Annotated in this window: 13 protein-coding genes; 7 read left to right on the top strand and 6 right to left on the bottom strand. The window is 31.1% G+C overall.

Annotated elements, in window-relative coordinates:
- Positions 1–142: 142 nt before the first annotated feature.
- The 5 genes from OYT91_RS04775 to OYT91_RS04755 form a co-directional block, all read right to left on the bottom strand.
- Complete coding sequence (locus tag OYT91_RS04775; protein ID WP_281239728.1) at positions 143–2,443, bottom strand: VapE domain-containing protein; 2,301 nt, start codon at positions 2,441–2,443, stop codon at positions 143–145.
- Positions 2,444–2,589: 146 nt separating this feature from the next.
- Positions 2,590–2,898 (bottom strand): hypothetical protein, encoded by a 309-nt coding sequence (locus OYT91_RS04770; RefSeq protein WP_281239727.1) that lies wholly within the window; start codon positions 2,896–2,898, stop codon positions 2,590–2,592.
- A gap of 17 nt (positions 2,899–2,915) precedes the next feature.
- On the bottom strand, positions 2,916–3,200 hold the full coding sequence (locus OYT91_RS04765; RefSeq protein ID WP_269223894.1) for a helix-turn-helix domain-containing protein: 285 nt from the start codon (positions 3,198–3,200) through the stop codon (positions 2,916–2,918).
- Positions 3,201–3,284: 84 nt separating this feature from the next.
- Positions 3,285–4,139 (bottom strand): hypothetical protein, encoded by an 855-nt coding sequence (locus OYT91_RS04760; protein ID WP_281239726.1) that lies wholly within the window; start codon positions 4,137–4,139, stop codon positions 3,285–3,287.
- 1 nt (position 4,140) lies between these two features.
- Positions 4,141–5,463: a tyrosine-type recombinase/integrase gene (locus OYT91_RS04755; protein WP_281239725.1), complete on the bottom strand. Its 1,323-nt coding sequence runs from the start codon at positions 5,461–5,463 to the stop codon at positions 4,141–4,143.
- Positions 5,464–6,238: 775 nt separating this feature from the next.
- Between OYT91_RS04755 and OYT91_RS04750 the strand changes: the two genes are divergently transcribed.
- The 3 genes from OYT91_RS04750 (at position 6,239) to OYT91_RS04740 (ending at position 11,018) form a co-directional block, all read left to right on the top strand.
- Positions 6,239–7,024 carry a type IV toxin-antitoxin system AbiEi family antitoxin gene (locus OYT91_RS04750; protein WP_281239724.1) on the top strand — a complete coding sequence of 262 codons (786 nt, stop codon included), beginning with the start codon at positions 6,239–6,241 and terminating at the stop codon, positions 7,022–7,024.
- A complete protein-coding gene (locus OYT91_RS04745) occupies positions 7,015–7,953 on the top strand; it encodes a nucleotidyl transferase AbiEii/AbiGii toxin family protein (protein ID WP_281239723.1) in 939 nt (312 codons plus the stop codon). The genes OYT91_RS04750 and OYT91_RS04745 overlap by 10 nt, the downstream gene beginning before the upstream one ends.
- 65 nt (positions 7,954–8,018) lie before the next feature.
- The gene (locus OYT91_RS04740) at positions 8,019–11,018 is read left to right on the top strand and encodes a DEAD/DEAH box helicase (protein WP_281239722.1); all 3,000 of its coding nucleotides are present in this window, start codon (positions 8,019–8,021) and stop codon (positions 11,016–11,018) included.
- A gap of 186 nt (positions 11,019–11,204) precedes the next feature.
- Here OYT91_RS04740 and OYT91_RS04735 read toward each other — a convergent pair whose 3' ends face one another.
- Positions 11,205–12,338, bottom strand: coding sequence for a hypothetical protein (locus OYT91_RS04735; protein WP_281239721.1), 1,134 nt, complete (start codon positions 12,336–12,338; stop codon positions 11,205–11,207).
- 227 nt (positions 12,339–12,565) lie between these two features.
- On the opposite strand from OYT91_RS04735, the gene OYT91_RS04730 reads away from it, so the two are divergent.
- From OYT91_RS04730 to OYT91_RS04715, 4 genes are all read left to right on the top strand, one after another.
- Positions 12,566–12,706, top strand: coding sequence for a hypothetical protein (locus OYT91_RS04730; protein ID WP_194640663.1), 141 nt, complete (start codon positions 12,566–12,568; stop codon positions 12,704–12,706).
- A 226-nt stretch (positions 12,707–12,932) separates the two neighbouring features.
- Complete coding sequence (locus OYT91_RS04725) at positions 12,933–14,162, top strand: HD domain-containing protein (protein WP_281239720.1); 1,230 nt, start codon at positions 12,933–12,935, stop codon at positions 14,160–14,162.
- A gap of 130 nt (positions 14,163–14,292) precedes the next feature.
- Positions 14,293–15,336, top strand: a complete 1,044-nt coding sequence (gene lpxD / locus OYT91_RS04720; protein ID WP_281239719.1) for a UDP-3-O-(3-hydroxymyristoyl)glucosamine N-acyltransferase — start codon at positions 14,293–14,295, stop codon at positions 15,334–15,336.
- Positions 15,329–16,717 (top strand): bifunctional UDP-3-O-[3-hydroxymyristoyl] N-acetylglucosamine deacetylase/3-hydroxyacyl-ACP dehydratase, encoded by a 1,389-nt coding sequence (locus OYT91_RS04715; protein WP_281239718.1) that lies wholly within the window; start codon positions 15,329–15,331, stop codon positions 16,715–16,717. The genes lpxD and OYT91_RS04715 overlap by 8 nt, the downstream gene beginning before the upstream one ends.
- The last annotated feature ends 44 nt before the right edge of the window (positions 16,718–16,761 follow it).

Raw genomic sequence — 16,761 nt, 5'->3', positions numbered from 1 at the left:
ATTGGTAAGTTAAGGTAAGAAGAAATCTATATAAGTTACCTGCTATTAGATCACTGTTTGTGGGAGTTTATAAAGATTAGGTAAAATAGGTAAGAAGAAAAGTATATTTGCGGTGATTTTTGTTTTTACTGTAAATTTATTTTTAAAAAGTTTTCTTTTTCATCCAATATCCGTAAACCTGATTGTGTTTATCTCGTTTAAAACCAATGCTTTTTAATGCTTTTCCGATTCCAATGTTTGAAAGTCTTACACCTGATGTGTACAAACTGATATGATGTAGTATTTCTGTGGCTGTTAAAAATTCGCCAAATTCTAATTTTACTGGAATTTCAAAATGTTTGTGTATCAAATCTCGTTCGGGTGAAATAACTTGAAATTTTTCATTTCGGGTTTCGTTTTGTTTTATGTCGTCAATACTCAACGCTTCATCATAGCTTTTGTCTTTTGAAAGGGCATAGGCTTGTGTCCAAAGATTATTTATGTCAAACTCTTTTTTATAATTCCAATCTATTGATTTTACAATAAAACACAACCAACGAACCGACCCCGTTTCGTCCTGTAAAAAAGTAGTCATATTGGTAGAACCCATAAAGCTGGAAACCCTTTGAATTATTGAATTTTTTCTGTCATAGGGTAATCTTTCGTTTATTTGCGCCTTACTGAAATAGGATTTTAACTGGTTTATCTCTTTTCGGGACAAAGCAGCTAACTCGTCAAGGTTGATTAAAAAGTTCTTGCAAAGCAAAATACGGGCGTCTTTATCGTCACTCATGTCTTCCGCCATATAATTTGACAGTTCACTTGGACAAAGAAATCGACACCATGAACTTTTACCGATGTTCTGACCATTTCCGTCATCGGTCAACACAAACGCCTGTTTATTGAAGTAATCATCAATTGTGGCACATTTTACGGCTCTTACACACCATTTTTTAAAATGGTATTCAAACTGTTCTTTATTTTCTCCCTGTTCCAGTTTTACATACTCTGAAAATTGTTTTATATAGTCCGTTTCTTTGTTCCACTCAGGCAAATTGGTAAAGTAATTTATTAGTGGGTTGTAATTCGGTACGAAATCACTTTTCAAAATGGCAATCAAGGAGTTTAAAGGGATTTTTATGCTTTTCTTTTGTATCTCCAACCAAAGGGAATTTTCATTGCAGGAAGTCCATTTATTTTCGTCTTTATGACTAATTTCAATTTCAAGAGAAATCATATTGTTTCTGAAATCATAATTTTCCAGTAAATAATCTTCTGCTATGTGAAATATCGTAGTTAGACCTTTGTTTTCAACGTTTTGAACTGTAACCGTATTTTTATTTTTTACTGCCAAGCTTATGATTTTTTGAAAATCTTCTGAATTATGTTCTTGAAAATAGTCGGTTATGTCATAGCCTTTTACAGCTTCTTTTTCGGGAAGTAGCAAAGGAATGATTTTAGAAAAACGTTTTACGATTGCATTTCTCCCATTTTCTCCTGTTTTATCATTGTCATAACATATAAACAAGTTGTTGCAAAGGGATTGCAATTTTTGAATTTGTTCGTCTTTTGGGTGGATTGCTTCACTTCCAAAAGTTACAGCGTGAAAACCTCTTGAAGTGGCTACGATTACATCTTTTTCGCCTGCGCAAATGATTAAATTTTCTTTTTTTTCTACGCCTAATTGTTCTATTCCAAAAACACCTGTTGGGAATGGAGGTAAAACATTTTTATTTACTCCAATTTCGATTTGATTTGGAATGTAAAGTTTAAAATTCCCGTGCAACGCAATTGCAAAAGCAACACTTTCTTTTTTGGTATAAATCGGTTTTTTACCAGTCCAAGTGTAACTTGAAATAGAATGTAATTCATACTTTTTTAATGTTGCTTTTTCGACTCCTAATGTATTCCAGTACTCTAAATCCAATATTGTGAATTCCCTTGTGGAAACGGTTAAAAGTGAAGGCGTTTTTTCCTTTGCAACGTTTTTTTCTGTCTGTTGCAACAACTGTTGCAACGGTTGTTGCAATGCCGTTTCAACGGTTTCTTTATCTATTACAGTGTCTAACATTACTGCTTCTCCCTTATAAAACAGGTGTTGCAACGGTTTCTGCAAAGGCTTTGCAAAAGTTTGTCCTTTTTTTGCAAAGGTTTTTGCGACCGTTTCTGTTTTTATAAACAAATTCATTTCGGATGCAACGATATTTAATACTTCATTGAACTGGCTTTTGCAATCCAAGTTTCTTAACTCTGCAACAAATTGAAATACGTCTCCTTGTTTTCCTGTACTGTTGCATTTGAAACTTCCATTTTTCCAGACTTTGAATGATGGTTTTTTATCGTCAGAGAATGGACTTGAAATGTTTCCTTTGGGAAAATCATCTAGATTTAGAAGTTTTATATAAATAGCTTCTTGGGTTGTGTATTGAAAAATTATATCTTTGGTTAATACTTTTTTAGTCATATTTTTTATCCATTTAAAACCCATTGCAAACGTATAACTGCAATGGGTTTGTTATTTTATTCATTTAAAGGAGTATAACTCTATTTTTACTGTAAATTCAAATAGAATTTAAATTAAAAAGCAAGATTTCCTCAGAAATAAACAAATCATATTTTTTCTTTTTTTGACGATATTTTTTTATTTACCAACAATTCCTGATACTCTTTTAATTTGATATTCAATTCGTCGGATAAAGTATAGCCATCGGGTGTGCCGTTTTGTTCGATAAAAATAATAGCTTCCCGTGTAGTGATATTTTTGAAATTCATCCGCATTCCTGCTGGAATTGACATTCGAGTTTCTCGAAGTATTTGGTTTATTTCATTTCGGATATACAATTCTGCCATTTGACTTAAATACAGTTCTTGTAATTCCTTTTTGTTTCGAATGTAGTTTAGGATTTTTAACGTTTCCATAAGTTTGGCTTTAAAAATTATTCAAATTTGTTTTTTTGAATCAATGATTTTAAAACCTCACTCTTTTTGTATCGTATTTTATTTCCGATTCTGTAGGCAGGAATAATGTCTTTTCGCGTCCAGTCCCAAAGGGTAACAAGTGAAACAGACAGCATTTTTGCCGTTTCTTCACGGGTTAATAATTGCTCGCTTTCGCTTTGCAAAGTAGTTGCAAAAATTACAAGGCAGTCTTTTACGCCTTTTAAGATTTCATTTTTAAAATCTAAAGCATTTGTGTTTTCTAATTGAAGTACGTTTACCATAATATTCTTTTTGTTTTTAAGATTATATTACGGCAAACTTAATGTAGATGCATCTTTTTTAACCTTTGGGGTGTACCCCAAAGGTTACCCCAAAATTTTAATTGTCTTTTGTGCTTTTAGTAAATCTTCTTTAAATTTCTGTGATGTAGCTGATAACGGTTTGTTTATTTCCGCTAATATTCGTCTGATATTGTCAGGATTCCTATCGATAATTTGAGATATTATTTCCGCTTTTTTCCTTTCGGTTGCATTTCCCCATTTATCACTTCTGATTAACTCCTCAATCAATAATACTTTTTGTGATGCGTCTAGCATCTCTTGTGTTTCCATTGTGAATAAACCTTTAAAAGTAGTGTTTTTGTCTTCTTTTCTTTTCAACTTAGCTTTAGTAGCCGTTATGACTTGCTCAATACAATTGTTATGATGCACATCAAAGAAGTAAGTTAAGTCATATATATGTTCATATGTAAAGGCATTTTTTGAATCATCAAGGAATTTCTCCACTATTGGGTAAAGTGTTTCTCTTATTTCTGTGTTTTGTTCAAATGCCTCTGATTTTTTAATTTTGTTAATAAAAACCCTTGTTCTTTCTGAAATATCAGAATCGTACGTTAAAGGATGGTCTTCTAAAAGAAAAGGAATGCAATCTGACATGAACCAAAGCATTTCTATTTGTTCCGTTTTTAGTTTTAGCTTTTTGAATGTTTCATTGTATGTTACGTTTTCAAAAAGCAACAATCCAACTATATTCAGAAACTCATTAAAAAGCAATTCCAGATGTTCTTTGTCGGTATAATTATCAACTTCTATCGCATCATTGTCTTGTTCCCATTCATAGTAGTTATAAAAAAAATCATAATACACCTTGAAAATGGGATTTCCTGTAACTAAATCATCTAAGGTATAAGGCCTGCTTATGTATTTGTAATCAATGCTCATTTTATATTTTCTTTTTTTTTGCTTGTTTTTCGGCTTCTACTTTTTTCCAATGCTCTTTTAACTTTTCTGCGTGTTCTCTCGGAGTGATTTTTATGTATTTCAAAAACATGGTTTCCGTTTTATGCCCTGTAATTGCCATTATCGTAGGATTGTCCAATTTGGAGTAAAGATTACTGGCAAAGGAACGTCTGCAAGTATGGGAGGTTATAAGTTCATGTTTGGGATACGAGCCAAACTCTTTTCGCATCATACTTTTTATTTTGACTTTACTGTCCCCAAAAAAGTCCTTTTCGTCTTTTTTATTCATCATTTTTGCCCCGTCCACTTTTTGGGCAAACCCTATAGTTTTACAAACTTCTTTTACATATTCATTAAATTTTTGGTCAGATATAGTAGGAGGAAGTTCTCCGTTTCTTTTTTGCAAAATCGCCTTTACTTGGGGGTGCATCGGAATAACTACGGGATGTTCAGTTTTGCTAGTTTCAATTTCTATATAATCCCCTACGATATTGAGTTGCTTTAGTTTCATAAAGTCCGAAATTCTAAGCCCTGTACGTAATCCGATTATAAAATTATCCCTAGTTCTGTCCAATCGCTCCATTTGCTCAAAATTATAGTTAAAAACGCTGTCTATTTCGGCTTCTGTGAGGTAAACATCTTTTGTTTTGTTGGAAATAGCCTTAAAATCACTGTGTTTGTATTGCAGACTAATTGGTAATCCTTCAATTTCTATTTTACTGCACCAGTTTTTTATGATGGTAATAAACCCTCCAACGGTATTATTGTTCAGTATTTCTATTTTTTGGCAGTAAAATAAAAAACTCTCGTAAAATTTCAAATCAATATCTTGAAATCGAAGTTTTATATCGAAGTGGGTTTGATAATCGGTAAGTTTGTTTTTAACCCTGTTGAATTTTATAACGGTGCTTTCTGAGGGTGGCGTTGCTTTGTTGGGACAATCGGCAATAAATTTCTCTATCCAAGCCACAAAATAAATTTTATGCGATTCATCGGTATTGACTCTGCCAAAGAAAATATTTATCTGTGTCTTTAACCAAGTATCATTTATGTTTTGTTGTGAATTAAAATCAATATTGTACTGGTCGAGAATAAACGTTTTTAAATTGCGTAATTTACTGTTTGTAAAATCTCTGTTGGAAATGGTAGCGATATTTTTAACTTCTTGCTTATCTTTGTTCCAATGCTCAAACTGAACATTTAGTTTTGTTCCTGCTGTTTGGTCAATGCGGTTACTGTCCCAAAAACGGACGTAAATATTAGAAGTTGCAGACTTTGATTTTTTAATGAAATATTTTAGGTTCATATCCAATATTTTAGGATACGAATATAGTTAAAATCCCGAAATATTCCCGAAAAGATTCTTATTTATTCGAATTTACCTTAATTCAGCTTAATTTTTTTGTAAGTATAAAATTTAAAAAAGTATTAATTTAATTGAGTTTATAACAGTTTTACTCCTTTTTTTAATTCTTACAAATTAATAGAGTTCTGTTTCCTCATCGCCCACATAAAGACAAACAAAGCCACTGGAAGACAGTGGCTTTGTTTTTTTAAAACTTTTAAGTTTATTTGTTGACGCTAGTCATAAAAATAGGATTAAGCATAGAACTTAGAAACATATTTTTTTAAACATTCTCAATTTTAAAAATATCATTTTATAGTTTTAAAAAAAGTCAAAGCAGGTATTAAGTGTTAGACTGTAAACCTGATACACCATAATTTAAAAACCTCCAAAGTCATTTGATTTTGGAGGTTTTTTTTGGTTCGAAATTTATTTTCCTTTTTCGGTTCCTCCATCATGCCCTAAAGTTTCTTTACTGAAAATGCCATTCGAACCTTAAGTGATCATTGAAAAAAATGTTGGATAAGCAACTAAAAATTTGTGAATCCTTTTGAATTAAATTACAATGACAAATCTACATACTGCATTTATAATAAAAATGACAATAATTATATATTTTAATATAATTAGAAATAACGGCGATAATCGCCGTTAATATAGTGTTTTGTAAACCAAATAATTTATATTATATTTGTATAACGGCAATTAACACCGCAATAAGCGAAACTTTTAAATTATGGCTATAAATGTAATACGAAGAAAAGAGTTGTACGAAATAATGCCCGAGGGTTTAGTAACCACTCATAAATGGCTTATGAAGAATAATTTAACTCGTCACGCAATAGACAATTTGGTCAAAAGTAACCAACTGGAATCCATAAGTAAAGGGGTATATGTTAGAAATGCCAGTAAAATATCTTGGCAATCGGTAGTTTTCTCCTTGCAGTCAATATTTAAAACAGATTTGGTTATAGGTGGGTTGACAGCACTTGAAATGCAGGGGCTATCTCATTACTTATCACTTTCGGAAAATAAAATAGTACATTTATTTGGAAATAATGTACTACCAGAATGGGTTGTAAATTTAGATTTGAATGTGAAATTTGTTAGACATACTACCAATAGTTTATTTGCTAAAAAATCAGAAGAAAACAAACAATTACACCCTTTTACATCAGAAAGAGATTGGGATAATGATAATAGAAAACTAATCCTGTCTTCGCCTGAAAGAGCTTATCTCGAAGTGTTATTAGACGTTCCGCAAAAAATAACTTTTGAACACGCAGATCAATTAATGCAAGGGTTAACAACATTGTCGCCTAGAAATCTTCAAAAAATACTGGAATACTGTCAAAATGTGAAAGTAAAACGGCTTTTCTTTTGGTTTGCAGATCGTCAAAATTATGTTTGGTTGGGTAAAATAAATCGAGAAAACATAACATTGGGTTCTGGAAACAGAATGCTGATAAAAGGTGGAAAATTAGATAATAAATATAAAATAACAGTTCCAGAATGGCTATAGATGCAAACAATATATACCGCAGACAAGTACAACTTTTAGTTCGTGTTTTACCGTTAGTGGACACCGAAAAATGTTTTGCGCTAAAAGGAGGGACAGCAATTAACTTATTTTACAGAGCACTTCCTCGTCTTTCGGTTGACATCGATTTACTATACATACCAATGGAGGATCGAGAAACAGCTTTGATAAATATTAGAGCAGCTTTATCAAGAATAAGTAAATCGATTCAGCAAAAAATACCGGGAAGTAAAGTACAAGATGCACACGAACAAAGCGATGCACTACGCTTAATTGTAAGTCAAGGAGAAGTACGCATTAAAGTAGAATTATCTCCAGTAATCAGAGGAACGGTTTTTCCAGAAGAAAGAATGGAGGTTGTAGAAGAAGTAGAAAGAGAATTTGGATATGTAGAAATGCAAGTAGCATCACTTCCCGATTTATATGCTGGTAAATTATGCGCTGCTTTAGACAGACAACATCCGAGAGATTTATTTGATGTAAAATTTCTTCTCGAAAACGAAGGGCTAACAGATAATTTACGAAAAACATTCTTAATATTTCTAATAAGTCATCAAAGACCAATGTCAGAACTATTGGCTCCAAATCGAAAAGATATTACTGAAATTTACGAAACAGAGTTTAAACAAATGGCTGAAGTAGATGTTCCTTTACAACAATTGGAAGAAGCTAGAGAAAACTTGATTTATCAAATAAACTCTCAAATGACCGAAAATGAAAAGAAATTTCTTTTGTCTTTCAAAAACAAAATTCCTGATTGGGATTTACTGGAAATAGAGAACACTTCTACAATTGCTAATCTTCCTTCAGTGCTTTGGAAAATGATAAATCTTAAAAAGATTCCTGCTCAAAAGCATAAAGAGGCATTTGAAAAATTGCAAAATATATTATACCCAGCAAATATAAAATAGCCTGAAAATCTAGCATTCAATTTGCTTGTAATTTCTTTAAAAAAGATTTTTGAATAATCAAAATTATGCAATCAAATCCAATAAATAACATCCAACTATTCAAATTTGTTTTTACGGGAAGAGAAGATGTGTTTGCGGTTCGTTGGGAAAAAGGGAGCAAAAGTGGCTATATGCCAGCCTATTTTTATGACCCATATCGTTATCGAGCTCATAAAATGAATGGTGGAACTTTTCAAAACTATGCAGATAAAGAATATTTAGCACTTTCTGAAAGGGAAATTGAAAAACACCTCAATGGCGAACAGCACATTGGAATTTATCCTTTACTCAAAGACAATACATCGTGGTTTATTGTTGCTGATTTTGATAAAGTTGATTGGCTAGAAGACTGTAAAAAGTTTATATACGCTTGTAATCAAAAAGGAATATCAGCCTATTTGGAACGTTCTCGTTCGGGTAAAGGCGGACACGTTTGGATATTTTTTGAACAACCTTATCCAGCTATAAAAAGCAGAAAGATTTTCATTTCAATTTTAGAGCAAACAGGAGTTTTTTCTTTGTTTGACAAAAGTTCCAGTTTTGACAGAATGTTTCCCAATCAGGATTTTCTGTCCGGAAAAGGATTTGGAAATTTGATAGCACTTCCGTTATATAAGAAAACTTACCAACAAGGAAACAGTTGTTTTATTGATATTGAAAGCTTAGAACCAATCCCAAATCAATGGGATTTCATAAAGAATATACAAAAAATTTCGATGATAAAACTTGATGAACTACATCAAATTTATAATGCACAACAAGATATTCCTGCATCGATTATTCCAAAATTACACAATGAAAAATTAACTATAAGATTGGCAAACGACATAAAAATTAATCGCTTTGCCATTTCAACTGCATTAATTAATTTTCTGAAAGAAGAATTAAATTTTCTAAATACGGAATTTTTAGTCAAAAAGAAGATTGGAAAAAATACTTTTGGGACAGAACGTTATTTCAAACTAGTTAAAGAAACGGAAAACAAAGTAATCATTCCACGAGGTTTTATTGGTAAAATAATTCGCTTTTGTAGAGAAAGTAAAATTGAATATGATTTCAGGGATGAAAGGAGAAAATTAAAAGAAGTTTCTTTTTTATTCAACGCACAACTCTTGGAACATCAGCAAAAAGTGATTGATGCGATTGAAAAGAAAGATTTAGGAATTGTTGTCGCGCCGCCGGGTTCTGGGAAAACCATTGTCGGGCTAAAAATTATTGCGGAGAAAAAGCAACCTGCATTAATAATCACTCATCGCAAACAAATTGCCGACCAATGGATTGAAAGAATTGAAACTTTTCTTGGAATTCCAAAAAATGAGATTGGCAAAATTGGACAAGGCAAAACTAAAATCGGTAAGCAAATAACGGTTGCTATGATTCAGAGTTTATCAAAAGAATTAGAAAAACCTGATACCAGAAAAATTTTAAATGCTTTTGGGACTATCATTGTGGACGAATGTCATCATATCCCTGCTGAAACATTTAGAAATGCAATTTCAAAATTACAAACCTTTTATTTGTATGGCTTAACAGCAACGCCATTTCGAAAATACAATGACAGTAAACTTATTTTTATTCATTTAGGTGAAGTAATTGCTGAAATAAAATCAAATGAAATAAGCACATCTAAAAGGCCAAAAATTATCATTCGAAACACTGAACTTGATGTGCCATTCAACTCAAAAACAGACAAATTTGAAACTTTATCAAAAATTCTAGTTCACGATTCTACTCGAAACAAATCAATTCTTGAAGATGTGATTAATGAATTGAAATTTGACAAAAAAGTTGTTATTATTACAGAACGTAAAGAACATATTGACTCGCTAAATCAATATTTAAAACAATCTTATGAAGTAATTACTTTAAGTGGAGAAGATTCTGAAAGTGCCAAAAATTCAAAATGGAAATTACTAAAGTACGGAAATTATCAAGTATTAATCACCACTGGGCAATTCTTTGGTGAAGGAACTGATCTGCAAAACACCAATTGTCTATTTCTTGTTTATCCTTTTTCTTTTGAGGGCAAATTAATTCAATACATCGGTAGAGTCCAACGATCGGAAATAGCTCCAACAATTTATGATTATCGAGACATTAAGATTGATTACTTGAACAAAATGTTTATGAAGAGAAACACCTATTACAGAAAAATAGATAAACTAGCCACCTTATTTGACGAACCCGAAGAGGAAATTACTGTTTCAAAAGATTCTTTCATTATTGATCAAAAAATAAAGATTCCATTTGAAAAGCTTGAATTTAGATACGGAAGTATTGCTTTTAAATACAGTGATCCTGAAATGAAAACTGAACTTGAATTTGATATTGAAAATTTTGAAATTAGACCCGAATTTGAAGTTTTGAAAGATTATTTCTCCAAGACTCTCAAAATTAAAAACATTACTGCTGTAATTCACGCTGAATTTGAAAACGGAAAATTGATTTCACAATTGGCGCTATCCAATGATCTAGAAAAAATAACTCAAAAATTGATTGAAGGAGTGAAGTTTAAATTCATTGCGAAGACATTCTTAAGCAAAGCAACCACAATAGATCAAGAAAATTTGCTGGATATTAATCAATTGCAGAATGAAAGTAATATCAAACTATATGACTCTGGAGATGAACTAGTGAATGATTTTTTGCAGAATCAAAATTATAAGCATCAAGCGCATTTACAATATTTAGCTAAGCATCACGAGAGAACTATTCTTAAAATCCGATTCGTTTTGAATCCATTTTCATTTGTTTTCCTTCTAGCGGGAAAAACAGGATTTCATTTTGTTTTAGAAACCTTAAATACAGAAGAAGCAACCTATATTTGGCATTTTGACAAAGACAAACAATTTATTCCCGACATATTAAAACAAATTGACAACTACCTAAATACCATTAGAAATAATGGCAGACAATCTTTTATAGAAAATCTGCCCGATAATTTCAGTAAAGTACTTCACGATTATTCCACGGATAGAAAAGGTTTTATCATTTGGAAAAATTTGATTGAAGAGAGGCTAACTTAAACGGGACACAGAGTATAGATAAGGCATATCAAAGGCATGGATAGTGTATGAAAAAGCGGAAAGTAATATTTTAATATAATAGTGGACTCTTAGTCCAAAATTTGAACCTCTTATTATAAAATTAAAGATTTAAGTATTTAAATCGCTACCTTATATATTTAAGGACACTGTCATTTGTCTTAAATTTTAATATCTATAAAAATTATTTTCTTTTTTTTTAATCTGAATGAGATCTTCTTTATCGGATTCATATAATAGTATATCCTCTTTTTTTATCATTGGATCAAACCAATCTGTTTTGTCTTTTGCCCATTTTAACCAATCTTGTACTTCAAGTGTGAGTTGATTATTTAATGATGCTTTAGTTTCTAACTCATTCAAGTATTCTCTAACTATTTTAGCTTTATTGTGATATATTGCATTATTAAATAATTCTTTTGTTCTCTGGAGTTCAACCTCTCTCTTCTTCTGGAATTCCTTTCTTATTTTTTCCTCCTCTTCCATTTTAATATGGTGCAACCTGCATTCTTCTCTCCATACTAATTCTTCCTTTGCTTCTAATTCAATCTTAGCAACAATTTTAGCTAACTGATTTTCTAATTTTACAGCACCATCATTCCATTCTTTAGCCTTATAACTTTCCCCAATTTTTATAATTAAAATACCTGTTGGAATGTAAGTAGATGATCCATAAGGTTTATCCGAAGGGACTCTTTTATTCTTTTCTCTTATTTCAAAATGAAATTCAACATCGTTTACTACAATACATGGTCCTCTTTTATTTATATCTCTTCTAAATGAATGACCTCTGTATCTTAGTAATTTTATAAACGTATCCATTATTCTTAGAGCTCTACTATAATTATCCGGTACTACATAAATGGAAACAATATCAATTTTTTCATCCCTATAATAATGATCATTCTTTCTTTTATCGTGAAATGTTATAGTATTTTGAATTAAAATGTCTGGATTGCTTAATCTTTCGGGAACAATTAAAGGGGATTTAGCATCACTTAAGATTTCTTTCGTTCTTATAGTAAGTGGAGATTGGTCAATGTTAACGAGATTTCCATCTTCTCGTATAGTTAATATGATTTTATCTTCTCCATCAAAAAGTGGGTTATATTTTGGCTTTTCAATTACTTTATTGAACTTCAATTTCATCCAATAGCCATTATCAGGCATAGGGATTTCGAATTGCTTGCAGAGTTTTTTTAACCCTTCATTTGAAAAAGCATATTGTAATGTCAGCTTACTAAGTGATGTTGACCACACCAAATCATATAATTCTTTCCTTGTAAATTCCTTTGTTTCCATAAACTTCCTTTTATAATAATTTCTATTAAATTTATAGAAAGTCTTTTAGATATTGAGCGGAAAAATTGAAAAATCTAACGAATTTATTGACATTTTTATTTAAATAAGTTTTCGTAAATTATGGTTTTCTGTAATGAGATGATACTTTTATTAATGTTATTTGTATCTAGAATATAGGCTTTTCAAGAAGTCTCGTTGAAAAAATAATTTTAATATAAACACGTATCATGGAAAAAATTCAAGCAATTAAACCAGGTCCAAAACCTAAAACACCAGACGGAACACCAGATGAAAGAAGAAGAGTGACACCACCTAATCAGCCAAAACATCCTATTTTAAAGCCTCATATACATAAGCCAAAAGATTGAGAGTGTTAGTCTAACTGGGATTCGAAGCGCAAGGCAACCTATTTTATATTATCAAAAAATGTCAAAATAGGTATCAAGTGTTCGATTGTAGTCCCTAAAAGCCCACAAAACTTCTCAAGAAATTGAGAAGTTTTTTTTTGTCTTTATAAATAATACAATCCTTTTTTATACTCCATTTAAAACTAGTCCTATTTTAATTATATTTGTTAACCTAAAAAAATGAATAGTGTCTCAAATAAATAAATTAAAAATATTCAATGACCCGATTTATGGGTTTATAACCATTCCAAGTCCATTAATTTACGATTTAATCCAACATCCTTATTTTCAAAGATTAAGACGGATATCCCAAATGGGATTATCCTATTTAGTATATCCAGGAGCCAATCATACACGGTTTCACCATGCTTTGGGATGTATGCATTTGATGCAAAAAGCAGTTGAAGTTTTACGTTTTAAAGAGGTAAATATAAATACTGAAGAAGAGAATGCTTTATATATTGCCATATTATTGCATGATATAGGACATGGCCCTTTTTCGCATGCGATGGAAAGTAGTATTGTTGAAGATGTTCACCATGAAGAAATATCATTATTACTAATGAATCAACTCAATGTTGAATTCGATGGTAAATTGAGTCTTGCTATTCAAGTTTTTAAAGGGGAATATCATAGAAAGTTTATGTTGCAGTTGATATCGAGTCAGTTGGATATGGATAGAATGGATTATTTAAAACGAGATAGCTTTTATTCTGGTGTTTCTGAAGGAAATGTCAATTCAGAACGATTAATTCAGATGATGAATGTAGTAGATGATGTATTAGTTATTGAAGAAAAAGGCATCTATTCTGTAGAAAAATTTTTGATGTCTAGACGATTGATGTATTGGCAGGTATATCTTCATAAAACAAGTCTTGCAGCCGAATTAATATTGACCAAAGTATTAAAACGCGCCAAAGAATTGACAGAAAGAGGTATTGAATTACCATGCAGCGAACCATTGTTGTTTTTTATGCAAAACAAGATCACCATTGATACTTTTAATGAAAAAACTTTAAAATTATTTACAAAGTTGGATGATTTTGACATAATAAGCGCATTGAAAACATGGGAAAACCAAGATGATTTTATACTCTCCACTTTAAGCAAAATGATTATCAATAGAGATCTTTTGAAAATCAAATTAACCAATGATAAAGTTTCATTAGAAGAATTAAATATTCATAAAGAACGTTTTTCGATTCAAAATAAAATTTCATTGGCCGAATCCAGTTATTTTATTTTTAAAGGAAAAATAAAAAGTCAAGCCTATAGTAAAGTTGCAGAACCTATCCGAATTTTGAATAAAGACCGAACAATAGAAGATGTTGTTGAAGCCTCTGATCAGTTGAATTTGAAATCGTTATCAAAATTAGTCACTAAGTATTATATTTGTTTTCCAAAACAACTGCTTTAAAATTAACATTTAAAACCTATTTTTTATATTTTTGTCGATATAAAACGTATCAATCTATTTTTATTTTATATAATGAGAACAAACATTTGTATGTTCCATCTTATACTTTTTAAAAATACAATACAATAAGATGAAATTTACAGCTGAACAAATAGCAGGAATATTAGAAGGAGAAATTGTTGGTAATCCCAACATTGAAGTATATCGTTTATCCAAAATCGAAGAAGGTACCGAAGGGTCACTTACTTTTTTATCAAATCCAAAATACACAAACTTTATTTATACTACAAAAGCTTCTGTTACAATAGTTAATGATACTTTTGAGCCAGAATCACCAATAACAACAACACTTATTAAAGTAGCAGACGCCTATAAAGCGTTTTCAAAATTATTGGAGTTTTATAATCAAGTGAAGTTAAATAAAAGTGGTATCGAAACCCCATCCTTTATTTCAAAAAGTGCCAAGTATGGTGAAAACTTATATTTAGGAAGCTTTAGTTATATAGGAGATAATGTGGTGTTAGGAGACAATGTAAAAGTATATCCTGGAAGTTTTATTGGTGACAATGTAAATATTGGGAATAATGTGATTATTTTTGCTGGCGCCAAAATTTATTCAGAAACAGTAATTGGTAATAATTGTACGATTCATTCTGGAACAGTTATTGGGGCAGACGGTTTTGGATATGCACCAAATGAAGATGGAACATACAGCAAAATTCCACAAATTGGAAATGTAATAATTGAAGATTTTGTTGATATAGGAGCCAATTCAACAATTGACAGAGCAACACTAGGATCCACAATAATTAGAACAGGAGTAAAATTGGACAATCAAATTCAGATTGCACATAATGTTGAAATTGGACGCAATACTGTTATTGCAGCACAATCTGGTGTAGCTGGCTCTACAAAACTAGGAGAAAATTGTATGGTAGGTGGACAAGTAGGAATTGTAGGTCATTTGACAATTGGTAACAATGTTCGAATACAAGCTCAGTCAGGTGTAGCTAGAAATATAAAGGATAATGCCGTTTTACAAGGCACGCCTACTTTTGAATATTCGGATTACAATAAATCGTATGTGCATTTTAAAAATTTACCTAAATTGGTAAAAGAGATAGAAGAGTTAAAAAAACAAATATTAAACCAAAAAAATGGAAACAATGGTTAAACAGAAGACCATCAAAACAGAAATTTCACTTACTGGAGTTGGATTACATACAGGGAAAGAAGTTAAAATGACTTTTAAACCTGCTCCTGTTAATAATGGATTTACGTTTGTTCGTGTAGACCTCGAAGGACAACCAGTTATTGAGGCAGATGCAAATTATGTTGTAAATACTCAAAGAGGCACGAATCTAGAAAAGCTAGGAGTTAAAATTCAAACTCCCGAGCATGTTTTAGCTGCATTAATGGGTTGTGATCTTGATAATATTATTATAGAACTAGATGCTTCTGAACTTCCAATAATGGATGGCTCTTCAAAGTATTTTATGGAAGCCATAGAGGAAGCCGGTATAGTGGACCAAGAATTAAATAGAAATGTTTATGTTGTAAAAGAAGTAATTTCATTTACTGATGAAGCTTCCGGAAGTGAAATTATGGTTATGCCGAGTGATCATTATAGTGTAACAGCAATGGTCGATTTTGGAACTAAAATTTTAGGCACTCAAAATGCTACTATGAAAAGTATTTCTGAGTTTAAATCTGAAATATCCAATGCAAGAACTTTTAGTTTTTTGCACGAACTAGAATCTCTTTTGGAAAATGGATTAATTAAAGGAGGAGATTTGAACAATGCCATTGTCTATGTTGATAAAGATATTTCTGAAACAACAATGGAAAGCTTAAAGAAAGCCTTTGGTAAAGACGAAATTTCGGTAAAACCTAATGGAATTTTAGACAATCTTACTTTACATTATCCAAATGAAGCTGCAAGACATAAATTACTAGATGTAATTGGGGATTTGGCTTTAATTGGTACAAAAATTCAAGGAAAAATCATAGCCAATAAACCGGGTCATTTTGTAAATACTCAATTTGCAAAGAAAATGGCTAAAATTATTAAGAATGAACAAAGAAATTACGTTCCAACTTATGATTTGAACCTTGAGCCATTAATGGATATTCATAAAATAATGGCGGTTTTACCACATAGACCACCATTTTTACTGATTGATAGAATTATTGAAATGTCTGACAGTCATGTGGTCGGTATGAAAAATGTCACAATGAATGAAAATTTCTTTGTAGGACATTTTCCGGATGCACCGGTTATGCCTGGTGTATTAATTGTGGAAGCCATGGCGCAAACAGGTGGAATTCTTGTATTAAGTACGGTTCCAGATCCTGAAAATTATTTAACATTCTTTATGAAAATAGATAATGTAAAATTTAAGCAAAAAGTATTACCAGGTGATACACTTATATTCAAATGTGATTTGATAACTCCTATACGAAGAGGTATTTGTCACATGCAAGCGAATGCATACGCTAATGGTAAATTAGTTGCTCAAGCTGAATTAATGGCACAAATAGCAAGAAAACAATAATTTTTTGATTAAAGCTTAATAAACGCTAAAATCATAATAATATT

Source organism: Flavobacterium praedii, assembly GCF_026810365.1.
Lineage (GTDB): Bacteria > Bacteroidota > Bacteroidia > Flavobacteriales > Flavobacteriaceae > Flavobacterium > Flavobacterium praedii.
The sequence above is the reverse complement of the archived record's forward strand: the minus strand, read 5'-3'. Positions and strand labels throughout refer to the sequence as shown.